The sequence below is a fragment of the Georgenia sp. X1117 genome, assembly GCF_057784635.1.
The window spans coordinates 666,244-682,282 of record NZ_CM173492.1; the positions used below are offsets into that span (position 1 = coordinate 666,244).

The 16,039-nt window shown below is 73.9% G+C and carries 13 protein-coding genes; 7 read left to right on the forward strand and 6 right to left on the reverse strand.

What is annotated here, in order from left to right; translation table 11 throughout:
* Nucleotides 1–4: 4 nt before the first annotated feature.
* From pheT to AC3D3D_RS03000, 3 genes are all read right to left on the reverse strand, one after another.
* Nucleotides 5–2,605: a phenylalanine--tRNA ligase subunit beta gene (gene pheT, locus AC3D3D_RS02990; RefSeq protein WP_463661012.1), complete on the reverse strand. Its 2,601-nt coding sequence runs from the start codon at nt 2,603–2,605 to the stop codon at nt 5–7.
* 1 nt (nt 2,606) lies between these two features.
* Nucleotides 2,607–3,701, reverse strand: coding sequence for a phenylalanine--tRNA ligase subunit alpha (gene pheS, locus AC3D3D_RS02995; protein WP_463661011.1), 1,095 nt, complete (start codon nt 3,699–3,701; stop codon nt 2,607–2,609).
* 100 nt (nt 3,702–3,801) lie between these two features.
* Nucleotides 3,802–4,716, reverse strand: a complete 915-nt coding sequence (locus AC3D3D_RS03000; RefSeq protein ID WP_463661010.1) for a LysR family transcriptional regulator — start codon at nt 4,714–4,716, stop codon at nt 3,802–3,804.
* A 150-nt stretch (nt 4,717–4,866) separates the two neighbouring features.
* Between AC3D3D_RS03000 and AC3D3D_RS03005 the strand changes: the two genes are divergently transcribed.
* From AC3D3D_RS03005 to AC3D3D_RS03015, 3 genes are all read left to right on the forward strand, one after another.
* Nucleotides 4,867–5,868 carry an ABC transporter substrate-binding protein gene (locus AC3D3D_RS03005; protein ID WP_463661009.1) on the forward strand — a complete coding sequence of 334 codons (1,002 nt, stop codon included), beginning with the start codon at nt 4,867–4,869 and terminating at the stop codon, nt 5,866–5,868.
* Nucleotides 5,869–5,972: 104 nt separating this feature from the next.
* The gene (locus tag AC3D3D_RS03010) at nt 5,973–7,613 is read left to right on the forward strand and encodes a thiamine pyrophosphate-binding protein (RefSeq protein WP_463661008.1); all 1,641 of its coding nucleotides are present in this window, start codon (nt 5,973–5,975) and stop codon (nt 7,611–7,613) included.
* A gap of 96 nt (nt 7,614–7,709) precedes the next feature.
* The gene (locus AC3D3D_RS03015) at nt 7,710–9,086 is read left to right on the forward strand and encodes an NAD(P)/FAD-dependent oxidoreductase (RefSeq protein ID WP_463661007.1); all 1,377 of its coding nucleotides are present in this window, start codon (nt 7,710–7,712) and stop codon (nt 9,084–9,086) included.
* Between the two features lie 82 nt (nt 9,087–9,168).
* Here AC3D3D_RS03015 and AC3D3D_RS03020 read toward each other — a convergent pair whose 3' ends face one another.
* Complete coding sequence (locus AC3D3D_RS03020; protein ID WP_463661006.1) at nt 9,169–9,672, reverse strand: aminoacyl-tRNA deacylase; 504 nt, start codon at nt 9,670–9,672, stop codon at nt 9,169–9,171.
* Between the two features lie 162 nt (nt 9,673–9,834).
* Between AC3D3D_RS03020 and AC3D3D_RS03025 the strand changes: the two genes are divergently transcribed.
* The 4 genes from AC3D3D_RS03025 (at nt 9,835) to AC3D3D_RS03040 (ending at nt 14,690) form a co-directional block, all read left to right on the forward strand.
* Nucleotides 9,835–10,257 carry a CBS domain-containing protein gene (locus AC3D3D_RS03025; protein WP_463661005.1) on the forward strand — a complete coding sequence of 141 codons (423 nt, stop codon included), beginning with the start codon at nt 9,835–9,837 and terminating at the stop codon, nt 10,255–10,257.
* Between the two features lie 162 nt (nt 10,258–10,419).
* Complete coding sequence (locus AC3D3D_RS03030; RefSeq protein WP_463661004.1) at nt 10,420–12,240, forward strand: HNH endonuclease signature motif containing protein; 1,821 nt, start codon at nt 10,420–10,422, stop codon at nt 12,238–12,240.
* Between the two features lie 72 nt (nt 12,241–12,312).
* Nucleotides 12,313–14,025, forward strand: a complete 1,713-nt coding sequence (locus AC3D3D_RS03035; protein WP_463661003.1) for an ATP-binding cassette domain-containing protein — start codon at nt 12,313–12,315, stop codon at nt 14,023–14,025.
* A 110-nt stretch (nt 14,026–14,135) separates the two neighbouring features.
* A complete protein-coding gene (locus AC3D3D_RS03040; RefSeq protein ID WP_463661002.1) occupies nt 14,136–14,690 on the forward strand; it encodes a DUF488 domain-containing protein in 555 nt (184 codons plus the stop codon).
* A 13-nt stretch (nt 14,691–14,703) separates the two neighbouring features.
* Here the strand turns inward: AC3D3D_RS03040 and AC3D3D_RS03045 are convergent, their stop codons facing one another.
* Together AC3D3D_RS03045 and rplT are read right to left on the reverse strand one after the other, a co-directional pair.
* On the reverse strand, nt 14,704–15,582 hold the full coding sequence (locus AC3D3D_RS03045; protein WP_463661069.1) for a TrmH family RNA methyltransferase: 879 nt from the start codon (nt 15,580–15,582) through the stop codon (nt 14,704–14,706).
* A 46-nt stretch (nt 15,583–15,628) separates the two neighbouring features.
* Nucleotides 15,629–16,009 (reverse strand): 50S ribosomal protein L20, encoded by a 381-nt coding sequence (gene rplT, locus AC3D3D_RS03050; RefSeq protein WP_463661001.1) that lies wholly within the window; start codon nt 16,007–16,009, stop codon nt 15,629–15,631.
* Nucleotides 16,010–16,039: the final 30 nt, after the last annotated feature.

A 16,039-nucleotide genomic window follows, 5' to 3' on the forward strand; every position in this document is an offset into this window, starting at 1 on the left:
CCGGTCAGGCGCGCAGGACGGCCCCGTGCCGTTCGGCGACGGTGGTGACGATCCGCTCGCGCACCGCGGCGATGTCCTCCGCACCGAGCGTGCGGTCGGGAGCCCGCAGCCGGACCGCGACCGCGTAGCTCACGCGGCCCTCGCCGACCTGGTCCCCGGAGTAGACGTCGAACAGGCGCACCTCCTCGCCGAGCTCGCCGGCCGCCTCGCGCACGGTGCCGACGACGTGCGCGGCCGGCACCTGGGCGTCGACGACGAAGGCGAGATCCTCCTTCGCCGAGGGGTAGGTCGAGACCGCGCGCACCTGGACCGGGTCCTCGGGCGCGCCGGTGAGCGCGTCGAGGTCGAGCTCGAGGGCGGCGGTGCGGGCGGGCAGGCCGAAGGCCTTGACCACCGAGGGGTGCAGCTCGCCGGCGTGGCCCAGGACCACGTCCGCGCCCCCGGGGCCGGCGCCGAGGCCGGTGATCCGGGCGCTGCGGCCCGGGTGGAACGGTGCTCGGGGCTCGGCGAGGACCTCGATCTCGACGCCGACCACGCGCGCGGCGCGGCGGGCGAGCTCGATCGCGTCGGCCCAGTCGGCCTCCCGCGCCGGGGCCAGCGGGCCCGCCGGCACCTGCACGCCGCCGAGGACGCCCGCCACGTGGCGCGGCTGGGCGGGGACGGCGGTGTGCAGCGCGTCGAGCTCGGCGTCGGTCGGCCGCCCCTCGGCACCGGGCGTCACGGTCCCGACGGTGCCGGCCGGCCGGGTGACCATCCCGGTCTCCAGCAGCGCCAGGGCGCCCGAACCCCGTGAGACGTTGCGCCGCGCGGCCTCGAGCAGGGTGTCGAGCAGGGAGGTGCGCAGCGCACCGGCGTCGTCGGCCAGGGGGTTGACCAGGCGGACCACGGCGCGGCGCTCGTCGTCGGCCTCGTACCCGAGCTGGTCGTGCACGGCACCGATGAACGGGTAGGTGAGCACCTCGGTGAGGCCCGCCTCGGTGAGCGTGCGGGTGATGTCGCGGCGACGCCGCTGCGCCACGGTCAGGCCGCCGCCCTCGGGGGCGGCCGGCAGGACGGAGGGGATCTTGTCGTAGCCGTCGAGCCGGGCCACCTCCTCGACCAGGTGCGCCGGGCCGGTGAGGTCGGAGCGCCAGGTCGGCGGGGTGACGACGAGGGTGTTGGACCCGCCCGAGCCCTCCTCGACGGTGCAGCCGATGGCGGTGAGCAGCTCGACGACGCGCTCGCGCGGGTAGTCGACGCCCACCAGTCGGGCCGCCTCGGCCGGGTCGAGCAGCAGCGTCGCCGGCGGGGCGACCTCACCGACGTCGCCGACCATGGCGTCGTCCGCGCGTCCGCCACCGTGCTCGACGAGCAGGTCGACGACCCGCTGCGCCGCCACCGGTGCCAGCTCGGGGTCCACGCCGCGCTCGAAGCGCTTGGCGGCCTCGGAGGGCAGCCGGTGGCGCCGCGCCGTGCGGGCGACGGAGACCTGGTCGAAGTGCGCCGCCTCGACGAGCACGTCCGTGGTCGAGGGCCCCACCTCGGTCGAGGCGCCACCCATGACACCGGCGATGCCGAGGACGCGTGCGCCGTGGCCGCCGGCGGAGTCGGTGACGAGCAGGTCCTCGACGTCGAGCTCGCGGTCGACGTCGTCGAGGGTGGTGAGGCGCTCCCCCGGGTGCGCCCGGCGCACGACGACCGGCGCCGTGAGGGTGGCCAGGTCGTAGGCGTGCAGCGGCTGACCCAGGTCGAGCATGACGTAGTTGGTGACGTCGACGGCCAGCGAGATCGGCCGCATGCCGGCGGCGCGCAGGCGGGCGGCCATCCACTGCGGCGTCGGGGCGGCGGGGTCGATGCCGCGCACCACCCGGGTGACGAAGCGGTCGCAGCCGGGCGCCCCGTGGATCGGGGCCTCGTCGGCGAGCTCGACCGCGAAGGCGTCCGGCGTCGTCGGGGGCAGGACGCCCGAGGGGAGGTTCGCCGGCAGGCCGGGATCGGTGAACCGGGCGCCGGTGGAGTGGGAGTACTCCCGCGCCACGCCGCGCATGGCGAAGCAGTAGCCCCGGTCGGGGGTCACGTTGATCTCGAGGACCTCCTCGCCCAGGCCGAGGACGCCGGTGAGGTCCGTGCCGACGTCGGGCACGTCCTCGCCGAGCATCTCGCCGAGGTCGATGATCCCGGAGTGGTCCTCCCCCAGGCCGAGCTCGCGGGCGGAGCAGATCATGCCGTCCGAGAGGTGCCCGTAGGTCGTGCGTGGGCTGATGGCGAAGTCGCCGGGCAGGACGGCGCCGGGCAGCGCGACGACGACGAGCTGGCCGGGGTAGACGTTGGGGGCGCCGCAGACGATGCCGCGCGAGGCGACGTCGGCGGGCTCCTTGCCGGTGCCGGGGGCGTCGTTGTGCTCGCCGACGTCGACGCGGCAGTAGCCGATCGTCTTCCCGTTGCCGTGGGTCTCCTCGACGCGGCTGAGGACGCGGCCGACGACGAGCGGTCCGGTGACGGCGGCGGGGACGATGTCCTCCTCCTCCAGACCGACGCGGACGAGGTCGGCGGCGAGGTCGGCGGCCGTGGTGCCGGGGCGGACCTCGACGTGCTCGGCGAGCCAGGTGAGCGGGACGTACGGCATGTCAGTTGCCCCTTCCGGTGGTGCCGAACTGCTGGGAGAAGCGCACGTCGCCCTCGACGATGTCGTGCATGTCGGCGATGCCGTGGCGCAGCATGAGGGTGCGCTCCAGGCCCATGCCGAAGGCGAAGCCCGTATAGCGCTCGGGGTCGATGCCCACCGCGCGCAGGACGCGGGGGTTGACCATCCCGCAGCCGCCCCACTCGATCCAGCCGGCCCCGCCCTTCTTCTGCGGGAACCACAGGTCCATCTCGGCGCTGGGCTCGGTGAACGGGAAGAAGCTCGGGCGCAGGCGGGTGCGGGCCTCGGGGCCGAACATCGCGCGCGCGAAGTGGTCGAGCGTGCCCTTGAGGTGGGCCATCGTCAGGCCCTCGTCGACGGCGAGGCCCTCGACCTGGTGGAACACGGGGGTGTGCGTGGCATCCAGCGCGTCGGTCCGGAAGACCTTGCCGGGGCAGGCGATGTAGATCGGCGGCTGCTGCTCGAGCATCGTGCGCGCCTGGACCGGGGACGTGTGGGTGCGCATGACCAGGCCCCGGGCCGCACCCTCGACGGCGGTGCCGTCGGCCAAGGTGACCTCGCCGACGTAGAAGGTGTCCTGCATCTGGCGGGCGGGGTGGTCGACGCCGAAGTTGAGCGCGTCGAAGTTGAACCACTCGTGCTCGAGCTCGGGGCCCTCGGCGATCTGCCAGCCCAGGGAGACGAAGTGGTCGGCGACGTCGTCGATGAGTCCGGTGAGCGGGTGACTGGCCCCGACCTGCGCGGGGCGGGCCACGGTGACGTCGACGCTCTCCTCGCGCAGCACGCGCTCGGCCTCGGCGGCCTCGAGCTCGCCCTGGCGGGCGGCGAGCGCCTGCTGGACGCGGCCCCGCGCCTGGCCCATCACCTTGCCGGCGACCGGCTTGTCCGCCTTGTCCAGGCCGCGGATCGCCTGGTTGGCCTGCGAGATCGGGGAGGCGTCACCGACGTGGGCGAGCCGGGCCTCCTTGAGCTGCTCGAGGCTCTGCGCACCGGCGAAGGCCTGCAGCGCGGCGGTCACGGCGGCCTCGACGCCGTCGGTGTCGAGCGGACTCAGGGACTGCGGGTCGTCGGTGGGCACGGTCCCCGATCCTACCGACCCGCGGCGGGCGGCCGACGCCGGACGGCGGGACGACCGGGCCCAGGCGAGCGCCCCGGCCCCGGCGGGCGGACGGGGCGGGCTACGCCGACGGGTCCGCCCAGGTGGCGGGCCGGACCGAGCCCTCGACGATCGCGGTACGGAGCCACTCGACGGCGGGCGAGAGCCCGGTGCGTGGCCGGTAGAGCCGCACCGGGGCCTCGGGCACGTCGAACGGCAGCTCCCGGGCGACGAGACGCTCGCGCCCCGGGTAGGTGCGGTAGGCGCCCCACGGGAGGACGGCCACGAGGTCGGTGCGCTCGAGCAGGGGCGGCACGGCGGCGAAGGACCGGGTGCTCACCGCGACCCGGTGGTCGATCTCGAGCCGGCCCATCACCTGCTCGGGCACCCGGTGCCCCACCGCCGCCGGGACGACGACGTGCGCGGCCGAGCCGACGGCGTCCGTGGTGAGGGGGCCGGCCGCCAGCGGGTGCCCCCGACGCATGACGAGCACGTACCACTCCTCGAACAGCAGGTCGGTCGCGAGGCCGCCGCCGAGCGGCACCGTGGCGATCGCGAGGTCGACCTGTCCGGTGAGCAGCCACGTGCGGGCCTCGTCGACGTCCATCGCGACGACGTCGAGACCGACCTCGGGCGCCCGCACCGCGAGCAGCTCGACGACGCCGGGCAGGATCGCGGTCTCGCCCAGGTCGGTGAGGCACAGGCGGAAGCGGCGCCTCGACGTCGTCGGGTCGAAGCCGCGGGCCCGTTCGACGGCGACCCGCAGCGCGCCGATCGCGCCGGCGGAGTCGCGGTACAGGGCGTCGGCGAGCTCCGTGGGGCGCACGCCGCCGGGCGCGCGGACGAACAGCTCGTCGCCGAGGCGGCGGCGGAGCCTGCCCAGCGCGTGGCTGACGGTGGGCTGGGACAGTCCGAGGTCCTGCGCCGCGCGCGTGACGTTGCCGGCCTCGTAGACCCGCACGAACGTCGCGAGGAGCTCCAGGTCGACGTCGGCCACCCGACGATCATAGATCTGGTGCATGTCGCCGCAGAGACAAAGTCATTGGTCGCCATGTGGCCACGGCACTAGCGTCGAGGACGGGCGGCACCGACGTGGCGCCGCCCAGCGGTCACCGTCGACCGCCCGTCGCCGCACGAAGGAGTGCAGATGAAGACCACGAGAGTGCTGCCGATGTTCGCCGTCGGGCTGCTGGCCCTGGCCGCGTGCGGCGGCGGTGACACCGAGGACGACAGCCAGGAGGCCGGCTCGGCCGAGGGGGGCGACGGGGGTGGCGCGGACGGCGAGCTCACGCCGATCACCGTCTCCGTCATCCCGATCGCCGACACGGCCGCCGTGTGGCTCGGCGTCGACGAGGGGTTCTTCGAGGAGGAGGGCCTCGACGTGACCATCACGACGACGGGCGGCGGGGCCGAGGCGATGGCCGGCGTCGTCGCCGGGGAGTCCGAGTTCGCCTTCAGCAACGTCATCTCGATCATGCTCGCCCAGCAGCAGGGCCTCGACGTGCGGTACGTGACGAACGGGACGTCGGCCGAGGGGACGGAGAACGGCTTCGGTGCGCTCGTCGTGCCCGGCGACTCCGAGTACGAGAGCGCCGCGGACCTCGAGGGCCTCACCGTCTCGGTCAACAACTTCTCCAACATCACCGGGGCCACGGCGAGCTACTCCGTGGAGGCCGACGGCGGCGACCCCGGCACCATCGAGTGGGTCGAGATCGCCTTCCCCGACGCCCCGGCCGCGGTGACGAACGGCGACGTCGACGCCGCCATGATCGTCGAGCCCTTCATCACGCAGGCCGTCAACGAGGGCAACCGCGTGCTCGCCTGGCCGTTCCAGGAGATCGAGGACCTCGACATCGCCGGCTACTTCACCACCAACGAGCGCATCGAGTCCGACCCCGAGCTCGTCGCCTCGTTCCAGGCCGCGATGAACCGCTCGCTGGATTACGCGGCGGAGAACGAGGACGCGGTCCGCGACATCATCGCCACCTACACGGAGATCCCCGAGGACGTGCTGGCCGAGATCGCCATGCCCACGTTCCGCACGGAGTTCAACGAGGAGGCGATGGCCGAGCTCGGCGCCGCGGCCACGCGCTACGGGATCCTCGACCAGGAGCCCGACCTCGAGACGATCCTGCCGCTCGAGGACTGACCCCCTCTCCCCCACCCCCTCGTCGGGAGTGCGGCTGCCCGCCGCACTCCCGACGCCGCAGGGGCGCGCCCGCACCACCTACACAGACCAGGAGGACCCTCACCATGCGCGTGGCAGAAGCAGTCGGCAGGGCGCTCGTCGCGCTCGGCGTGCGGCAGGCGTTCGGCGTCGTCGGGAGCGGGAACTTCCACGCCACCAACGCCATGACGGCCGCCGGGGCGCGGTACGTCGCCGCCCGCCACGAGGCGGGCGCGGGCCTCATGGCCGACGCGTACGCGCGCCTGACCGGGGAGGTCGCCGTCGTCTCGCTGCACCAGGGCTGCGGGCTGACCAACGCGATGACCGCGCTGACCGAGGCGGCCAAGAGCGGGTCCCCGGTCCTCGCCGTCGTCGGGGACACCCCGCCCACCGCGCGCCTGACCTCGAACTTCTGGATCGACCAGGCCGGCGCCCTGCGCGCGCTCGGCGTGGAGGTGGCCCGCGTGCACTCGGCACGCACGGCGCTCGCCGACACGGCGGCGGCCTACCGGCTCGCGCTGCACCACCGGCGCACCGTGGTGCTCAACATGCCCCTCGACGTGCAGGAGGAGGACATCGCCTTCTCCCCCGACGACGTGCCGCACCTCCCGCCGCCCGCCCCGCCCGCACCGGATCCCGACGCCGCGGCCGAGGTCGCCCGGCTCCTGCGGGCCGCCGAGCGGCCGGTCGTCCTCGCCGGCCGGGGCGCCCGCCACGCGGGCGCCGAGCTCGCCCACCTCGCCGAGGTGAGCGGCGCGCTCCTGGCGACCTCCGCCGTCGCCCGGGGCCTGTTCGCGGACCAGGCGTGGTCCCTCGACGTCATGGGGGGCTTCTCCTCCCCCACCGTCGCCGACCTCATCGCCTCGGCCGACGTCGTCGTGGGCGTGGGCGTCGCGCTCAACCGCTGGACGGCGCGCAACGGTGACCTCACGAGCGGCAAGACGCTCGTGCACGTCGACGTCGACCCGACCGCGATCGGCCGCCACCGCCCCGTCGACGTCGGGATCGTCGGGGACGCGGCGCTCACCGCGCGGGCCGTCGCCGACCTCGTCGCCGCGGGCGGCCCGCGCGAGGGCTACCGGACGGACCGGGTGCGCGCGCTCCTGGACTCCGGCGCCCTGTGGCCCGACGTCCCCTACGAGGACACCTCCACCAGGGACCGGATCGACCCGCGGACCCTGACCCTCGCGCTGGAGGAGATGGTGCCCCGCGAGCGCGTCGTCGTCACCGACGCCGGCAACTTCACGGGCTACCCCGCGAACTTCCTGTCCGTGCCGGACGCCCGGGGGATGGTGCTTCCGCTCGCGTTCCAGTCGATCGGGCTCGCGCTGGGCCAGGCCGTGGGCGCGGCGGTGGCCAGGCCGGACCGTCAGGTCGTGGCCGGGATCGGCGACGGCGGATTCATGATGAGTCTCGTCGAGCTCGACACCGCGGTCCGCGAGCGGCTCCCCGTGCTCGTGGTGGTCTACGACGACGCCGCGTACGGCGCGGAGATCCACCACTTCGACGCGGACGAGGACATGTCCGCCGTGACGTTCCCCGAGACCGACGTCGCGGCCATCGCCCGAGGCTACGCCTGCGAGGGCGTGACCGTGCGCCGCGCGGAGGACCTCGGGGCGGTGCGACGCTGGCTCGACGGTCCGCGCGAGCGGCCGCTCGTCGTCGACGCGAAGATCACCTCGTTCCGCTCGTGGGTCGAGGAGCACGTCTTCCAGGGCGACTCGTAGGGCGCCGGGCTGCGACAGCGGCCCGCACGGGCGACCGGGGCCTGGTGTGTCCGGACCCACTCGCGCCCCGCGCCGCGGCAGTTCTACGGTTGACCCATGACCGAATCGACCGGATCCCCTGTCCCCGGCCTCAAGCGGCTCGAGCCCAGCCCGAACCGCCGTGGCGTGCGCGAGCACGTCGTCATCGTCGGGGGTGGGTTCGGCGGGCTGGCCGCGGCCCGCGCGCTCAAGGACGCCGAGGTCGACGTCACGCTGGTGGACAAGAACCTCTACAACACCTTCCAGCCGCTGCTGTACCAGGTGGCCACCGCGACCATCAACCCCGGCGACATCTCCTACTTCCTGCGCTCGGCGCGCGGGCGGCAGAAGAACCTGCGCATCGTCCGCGGCGAGGTCACCGGCGTCGAGGCCGACACCCACCGCATCCAGCTCGCCGACGGGCGGCGCATGCGCTATGACCGCCTCGTGCTCGCCGTCGGCGTGACCGCGAACTTCTTCGGCACCCCCGGCGCGGACGACCTGGCCTACCCGCTCTACACGCGCAGGCAGGCGATCCGGCTGCGCGACGTCCTCTTCGCCCGGCTCGAGGCGGCCGCCCAGCACCCCGACCCGGGTGACGTCCGCGTCGTCGTCGTCGGTGGTGGCGCGACCGGCGTGGAGACCGCCGGCGCGCTGGCCGAGCTGCGCAACAAGGACTTCCCGGTCGCCTACCCGGACATCGACAAGGCGCGCATGCACGTCACCCTCGTCGACATGGCGCCGAACCTGCTCATGCCGTTCTCCGAGCACAGCCAGCGCTACACCGCCGAGGCGCTGCGCGAGCGCGGGGTGGACCTGCGCCTGGGCTCGGGCGTCAAGGAGGTGCGCACCGACGGCGTCGAGCTCGCCGACGGCACCTTCCTCGAGGCGATGATCGTCATCTGGGCGGGCGGCGTGACCGCCTACGAGCAGGTCGGCGGCTGGGGCCTGCCCCAGGGGCGCGGCGGCCGGATCGAGGTGGACGACCACCTGCGGGTCGTCGGGGTCGAGGACGTGTACGCGGTGGGCGACGCGGCCGTGAGCCCGGCCGGCCTGCCGCAGCTCGCCCAGCCCGCCATCCAGGGCGGCGAGTACGTCGGACGGGTCATCGCCGACGAGACCACCGCCGCGCGCGACCACACGCCGATGCCGCAGCACGGACCGTTCCGGTACAACGACCAGGGGATCCTCGCGACGATCGGCCGCAGCTCGGCCGTCGCCGAGGTCGCCGGGCTGCCCAACCTCACCGGGTTCCCCGCCTGGGTGATCTGGATGGGCGTCCACCTCGCCTCGCTGCTCGGCAACCGGAACCGGCTCTCGACGATGGTCAACCTCGGCACCCGGTACCTCACCTGGCGCGGCGGGCACAACATCATCGTCGGCGACGCACCGCCGGAGGCGAAGATGCCCGACCAGGCGGTGCCCACCACCACGACGGGCACCTCGACGCGGTAGCGGTAGACCGGGAGCGGTAGCGGGCGTCCGGGAGCGGTAGCGACTGCTCCGGGACTCCTCGTCCGGACCGCCCCCGGTCGGCTCAGTCGGCCGGGGGCGGTTCGGTGATGTCGGCGAGCCGGGCACCCAGGGCGGCGACGGCGTCGTCGGCGTCGAGGGTGATCGCCACGCCGTGCGCGCCACCGCCGAGGGAGACCCGACGGCCGGCGACGGACGCGTCCACGATCACCGGCCAGGCGGTGGTCGACCCGAAGGGCGTGATGGTGCCGCGCTCGTAGCCGGTGACCTCGCGGGCCCGGTCGGCGTCGGGCATCGAGAGCCGGTTCGCGCCCAGGAGCGCACGCATCCGGGGCCAGGAGATCTGCCGGTCGCCGGGGACGAGGGCGAAGACGTAGTGCTCGTCGTCGATGCGCACGACCATCGACTTGACGATGTCGCGCGGCTCGACGCCGCGGGCCTCGGCGGCCTCCTCGAGCGAGCGAACGCGGCCGTGGCGGGTCACCTCGTGGTCGATGCCGGCGGCGGCGACCGCCTCGGTCGCGGGGGTGGACGGCGTCTCGTCGGTCGTCGTGCTCTCGTCGGTCACCCACCCGAGCGTAGGCGGTCACGCGGTCGGGGGTGAGGACGTCGATCCTCGGGCACGCGCCGGGCAATCGTCGGGAGCCGGCAGCGACGGCGACGGCCAAGCTCGTCCGGGCGTTCCGCCGCCGGGCGTGACCCACGCCATATCGGGGACTAGCATCACCCCATGCGCATCGACGAGGTGGTCCGCCGCAAGGGACACGAGGTCGTCACCATCAGGTCCGACGCCACCGTCGGCGAGCTCCTCGACCTGCTCGACGAGCATCGCATCGGAGCCGTCGTCGTCTCCGACGCCGAGGGACGGGTGGACGGCATCGTCACCGAGCGCGACCTTCTCGCGCTCGTGCGCGTGGACGGCGCCGCCGCCAGGCGCGTCTCCGAGGTGATGACGCGCGACGTCGTCACCTGCTCGCCGAAGGACGAGCTCGAGACCCTCGCCCGCACGATGACCGACCATCGGATCCGCCACCTGCCGGTCGTCGATGACGCGCAGATGGTCGCGATCGTGTCCATCGGCGACGTCGTCAAGAACCGCCTCGACGAGCTCCAGGCCGAGCGCGACCACCTCGAGGGCTACGTGCACGGCTGACGAGCCGCCGGCGACCGCACACCCGACCAGCTCCAGTCGGGCTGCACACCCGACCGACTCGCGTCAGCGACAACCGCACCTCACGTTCGACGCCCACACCTCTTGACATCGAACATACGTTCGAGTAGTGTCATCTCTACATCGTGCGGAGGGGGTGGGGACGTGACGCAGGTGATCGACAGTGCCGGCACCCTCGACCTGCGCGCCCTGGCGGTCGAGCTCGACGACTGGCGCGAGCAGCAGTCCCAGATCGACCTCGCCGCGCTCGATCCCCTGCCCGCGGAGGGCGTCCCCCACCTGACGGTCGGGGACGCCGAGGTCGAGGCGTGGGTCGCCTCCCTCGTCATGGCACCCGAGATCGATGGGCCTGACGTCGACGGACCTGAGGTCGAAGGTCCCGGCACCGGCTGGGCCAGCGTCGGTCGGGCCGACGACGGCCCTGACTCCGGCCGGTCTGGTGCCGGGCGCGCCGACGGGCGCGACTCCGACGGACTCGTCGCCCACAGACTCGTCGCCGACGGCGTCGGTGTCGACCGGGCCGACGACGACCAGCCTGTCGGCACCGGAGTCGGCATCAGACCCAGCTCTCCCGCGCCGCACTCGCACCCGCCCGCCGGCGCCACGAGTGTGCCGGCGGCCGGTCCGGAGGACGCGCTGCACGTGCTGGAATCCATCGTGTGCGCGTGGGACCGCGTGGCCGGGACCGACTGGCACGCTCTGCCCGCGGAGAGCGTGCACGCGGCCCAGCAGATGATCGAGCAGGTCGAGCGCAGGATGAGCGCCGCTCGGGCCGCCGTCCTCAGCACCGCCGAGACGAACGGGCTCTGGGCGATCGAGGGATGGCGCACGTTCCGGTCGTTCGTCCAGCACCGGGTGGCCACCAGCTCGGCTGCGGCCGGCCGTCAGGTGGCCCAGGCCCGTGCGCTGCGGGACCACCTGCCCCTGACCGCGGCGGCGCTCGCGGAGGCGCAGATCGGCGTCGAGCACGTCGGCGTGCTCGTGCGCGAGGCGATGCGGACCAACGTGCTCAAGCAGAAGCTCCGTTCCGACGAGCTCGGTGAGGCCTTCCTCGTCGAGCAGGCGCGACAGATGGACGCGGAGGACTTCCGCCAACTGGTGAAGACGTGGGCCACGATGGCCGACCCGGAGGCCGCGGACCGCGCCTGGAGCGAGTCCGACGCCAAGGAGGAGCTGACCATCTCCCCCACGCTCGGCGGCTACCACGTCAACGGGTGGCTCGACGAGATCTCCGGCGAGGTCGTGACCACCGCCCTGAATGCCCACATGGGTACCAGGAGCGCCGGCGACGAGCGGACGCCCTCTCAACGACGCGCCGCAGCACTCGTCGCCCTCGCGCACCAGTCCCTCGACGCCGGACTGCAGCTCAGCCATGCACGCGTGCGCCCGCACGTCACCGTCACCGCGGACGTGCAGACCCTGCACGCCCTGGCCGCCGCCACCGGGACCGTGCTGCCGCCCGCACACGACGACAACCACATCATCTCGGCCACGATCGACCACCGGGCGATGGTCGATGTCGCGCCGGCGACACTCGAGGACGGGACCCCGATCCCGCCGGCGCTCCTGGCCCGGCTCGCCTGCGACAGCGCCCTCTCCCGAGTGATCTTCGGTCCGGACTCGACGGTCCTCGACGTCGGGCGGGAGAAACGGATCTTCCCCGCCGGCATGACGCGCGGGATCATCGCCCGGGACCGACGATGTCAGTTCCCGGGATGCAGCGAACCGCCCGGTTTCGGCGAGATCCATCATTCGCTGCAGTGGTACCGCGACAACGGGCCCACGAGCGTCGAGCACGGGATCCTTCTGTGCTGGCACCACCACGACTGGGTGCATGCGCGCTCGATCACCATCGTGCGCGTCGACGGCGAGTGGCGCTTCCACGACCGCAACGGGCGACTCATCGAGCCGTCCCCACCGATGGCGCTCATCGCGAGCACGTCGGCGACCCCTCCGCACCCATGACCGGCGCGGCCGGGCGCGGCTCGCGCGGGAAAGCAGTCGTCACTTCTGCTCCCGGTCGCCGATGATCGGGGCATGGCCCATCTCGACGTCGCCTCCGTGACGTACTCGCTGCCCGACGGGCGGCCCCTGCTCGACGAGGTCTCCTTCCGGGTCGGCGACGGCGCCCGGGTGGCCCTCGTGGGTCCCAACGGCAGCGGCAAGACCACCCTGGTCCGGCTGATCACCGGCGACCTGGCGATGCAGGAGGGGGCGATCACCCGGCAAGGGTCGCTCGCGCACATGAGTCAGCTCGTCGGCCGGTTCGGCGGCGAGTCGACGGTGCGTGACCTGCTCCTCGAGGTGGCCCCGGAACGGATCCGCGCCGCCGCGCAGGCGCTGGACGCCGCCGAGCTGGCGATCATGGAGGTCGACGACGAGCCGGCGCAGATGGCCTACGCCACCGCCCTGGCCGACTGGGGCGACGCCGGCGGCTACGAGTTCGAGACCACCGTGTGGGACGTGGTGTGCACCGCGGCCCTCGGTCTGCCCTACGAGCGGGCTCGGTGGCGGGACGCGCGCACCCTGTCCGGCGGGGAGCAGAAGCGGCTCGTGCTCGAGGCCATGCTGCACGGCCCGGCCGAGATCCTCGTCCTGGACGAGCCGGACAACTTCCTCGACGTCCCGGCCAAGATCTGGCTCGAGCAGCGCCTGGCGGCCGCGGAGAAGTCCGTCCTCCTCGTCAGCCACGACCGCGAGCTGCTCTCGGCCGCCACGACCGGCGTCGTCACGCTCGAGCCGGGCGCCGCGGGGGCGGTCGCCTGGACCCACCCCGCCTCGTTCCGCACCTGGCACGAGGCGCGCGAGCGGCGCAACGCCGACCTGGCCGAGCGCCTGCGCCGGTGGGAGGAGGAGCGGGACAAGCTGCGGCGCCTCGTGGCCATGTACAAGCAGAAGGCGGCCTACAACTCCGACATGTCCTCGCGCTACTCGGCGGCGGTGACCAGGCTCGAGCGCTTCGAGGCGGCCGGCCCGCCCGAGAAGGTCACCACCGAGCAGGACGTGCTCATGCGACTGCGCGGGGGCCGGACGGCCAAGCGCGCCGTCGTGCTCGAGGGCCTCACCCTCCTCGACCCGGGCGACCCCGACGGCGGGCGCCGACTCATGGACGCCTTCGACACCGAGATCTGGTTCGGTGAGCGGGTCGCCGTCCTGGGCTCGAACGGGTCGGGCAAGTCGCACCTGCTCCGGCTGCTCGCCGGGGGCGGGACGACCCCGGAGGCCGAGCACCTGCCGGTCGGGGACACCGAGGTCCCACCGGTGCCGCACAAGGGGACGGCACGGCTGGGCTCGAGGGTGCGGCCGGGCTGGTTCGCGCAGATGCACGACCAGCCGGCGCTGCACGGACGCACGCTGCTGGAGATCCTCCACCGCGGTGACGCGCACCGGGCGGGTCGGCCGTGCGACCTCGCCGCGCGGGCGCTGGACCGCTACGGGCTCGCCCGGTCCGCGGAGCAGACCTTCGACTCGCTCTCCGGCGGGCAGCAGGCGCGGTTCCAGATCCTCCTGCTCGAGCTGTCCGGGGCCACGCTGCTGCTGCTCGACGAGCCCACCGACAACCTCGACCTGCACTCCGCCGAGGCGCTCGGGGAGGCGTTGGCGCAGTTCGAGGGCACGGTCGTGGCGGTCACGCACGACCGGTGGTTCGCCCGCGGCTTCGACCGGTTCCTCGTGCTCGGCGCGGACGCCGCCGTGCGGGAGTCGGCCGAGCCGGTGTGGGACGAGGGGCGGGTGGCTCGTCGTCGATGAGCGACGACGCCACAGCCCCGGGCTGACGCCCCACCCTCGCGTCGATCCGTTCGTCCCCCGGGACCCCCTGCACGAGCGAGCGCGTGACGCGCGGTGCCTACCCTGGGTGGATGACCAGTGTGCTCACCGTCGGCCACGGCCGGCAGGGCGCCGACGAGCTGCTCGGGCTGCTCTCCGGTGCCGGCGTCGAACGCCTCGTCGACATCCGATCGTTCCCCGGCAGCCGCAGGAACCCTCAGTTCGGCCGCACCGAGATGGAGACCTGGGTGCCGGCCGCGGGTATCGGGTACCGGTGGGAGAAGTCGCTCGGGGGTCGACGCCGTCCGGTGCCGGACAGTCGTCACGTCGCGCTGCGGCACGAGTCGTTCCGCGCCTACGCGGACCACATGGAGACGCCGGAGTTCCTCGGCGGCGTCGACGAGCTGCTCCGCCTCGCGGAGGAGGGGACGACCGCGGTGATGTGCAGCGAGTCCGTCTGGTGGCGGTGCCATCGTCGGCTGCTCGCCGACCACCTGGTGCTCGTGCGCCGGGCGACGGTCACCCACCTCATGCCGGGCGGGCGTCACGCCGAGCACCGCCCGACCGAGGGTGCCCGGCTCGAGCATCTGCGGGCCGGCGTGTCGCAGGTCGTCTACGACGTCGGGACCACGCCGCCGCTCGTGTGACGGGGGCGAACGCTCAGACCGCCCGGCGCTGCGCCCGCGCGCTCGCGTAGAGGCACAGCGCGGCGGCGGTGGCGACGTTGAGCGACTCGGCGTGACCGTGCACGGGCACGCGCACGCTCGCGTCGGCCAGCGCACGCTCGGCCGGGCTGAGGCCGTGGGCCTCGTTGCCGAGCAGCCACAGCGTCGGCGCGGCGAGGTCGGGGGCGAGCAGGTCGGTGGCCGCGAGCTCGCCCTGGACGGAGAGGGTGAGACCGTGAGCCCGGGCCAGGGCGCGGTCGGCGAGCTCGTCGAGGTCCCACTCCCCCGCGCCGTCGGCCGCGAGGACCTGCAGACCGGCGGCGCGGGCAGCCGCGACCGCCTCCGCGACGTCGACGCCCCCGACCACCGGCAGGTGGAACAGCGATCCGGCCGTGGCGCGCACGACCTTGGGGTTGGTGGCCTCGACCGAGCCGCGGCCCAGCAGGACGGCATCGGCCCCGGCGGCGTCCGCGGAGCGCAGCACGGTGCCGGCGTTACCGGGATCGGCGGCGGACGACAGGAGCGCCACGAGCCTGGGCCCGTCGGCGAGGACGCCGTCGAGCGTCGTCGCGGCGAGCATTTCGGTGCGGGCGACGGCGAGGATCCCCTGGGCGTCGGCGCTCATCGCGCGCACCACCTCGGCCGAGGCCGCGTGGGAGCGCACGCCCGCCTCGGCCACGGCCTCGACGACATCGTGGTGGCGCAGGGCGGCGTCCTCGGCGAGGTAGACGTCCCGGACCGCCTCCGGCGCGAACCGCACGAGCTCGCGCACCGCCTGGGGTCCCTCTACGAGGAACTGCCCGTGCCGTGCACGAGCCGAGCGCCCGGACAGCGCCGCGACCCTGCGCACCCGCTCGGAGCGGGGGTTGGTCAGCGGAGCGTCCGGGCGCTCGTGATCACCCGTGCCGTGAGGGGCCAGGTCAGGCCGCCGGCGCGTTGACGTCGGTCGGGAGGGCCTTCTTGGCCACCTCGACGAGGGCCGAGAATGCGGCCGGGTCGTTGACCGCGAGCTCGGCGAGCATGCGGCGGTCGACCTCGACCTCGGCGGCCTTGAGGCCCTGGATGAACCGGTTGTAGGTCAGGCCGTCGGCGCGGACCGCGGCGTTGATGCGCTGGATCCACAGGCGACGGAAGTCGCCCTTGCGGGCCTTGCGGTCACGGAAGGCGTAGGTCTCCGAGTGGAGGACCTGCTCCTTCGCCTTGCGGTAGAGCCGCGAACGCTGACCCCGGTACCCCGAGGCGCGGTCGAGGATCGTCCGGCGCTTCTTGTGGGCGTTGACCGCCCTCTTCACACGTGCCATGTCAGGTGCTCCTCAACTACTGCCCGGGCC

Excerpts from the sequence above, each read along its gene's own strand:
- pheT (WP_463661012.1), bottom strand. The coding sequence starts at position 2,605 with ATGCCGTACGTCCCGCTCACCTGGCTCGCCGAGCACGTCGAGGTCCGC.
- AC3D3D_RS03010 (WP_463661008.1), top strand. The coding sequence starts at position 5,973 with ATGCGCGTGGCAGAAGCAGTCGGCAGGGCGCTCGTCGCGCTCGGCGTG.
- AC3D3D_RS03035 (WP_463661003.1), top strand. The coding sequence starts at position 12,313 with ATGGCCCATCTCGACGTCGCCTCCGTGACGTACTCGCTGCCCGACGGG.
- AC3D3D_RS03025 (WP_463661005.1), top strand. The coding sequence starts at position 9,835 with ATGCGCATCGACGAGGTGGTCCGCCGCAAGGGACACGAGGTCGTCACC.
- AC3D3D_RS03005 (WP_463661009.1), top strand. The coding sequence starts at position 4,867 with ATGAAGACCACGAGAGTGCTGCCGATGTTCGCCGTCGGGCTGCTGGCC.
- AC3D3D_RS03015 (WP_463661007.1), top strand. The coding sequence starts at position 7,710 with ATGACCGAATCGACCGGATCCCCTGTCCCCGGCCTCAAGCGGCTCGAG.
- AC3D3D_RS03040 (WP_463661002.1), top strand. The coding sequence starts at position 14,136 with ATGACCAGTGTGCTCACCGTCGGCCACGGCCGGCAGGGCGCCGACGAG.
- rplT (WP_463661001.1), bottom strand. The coding sequence starts at position 16,009 with ATGGCACGTGTGAAGAGGGCGGTCAACGCCCACAAGAAGCGCCGGACG.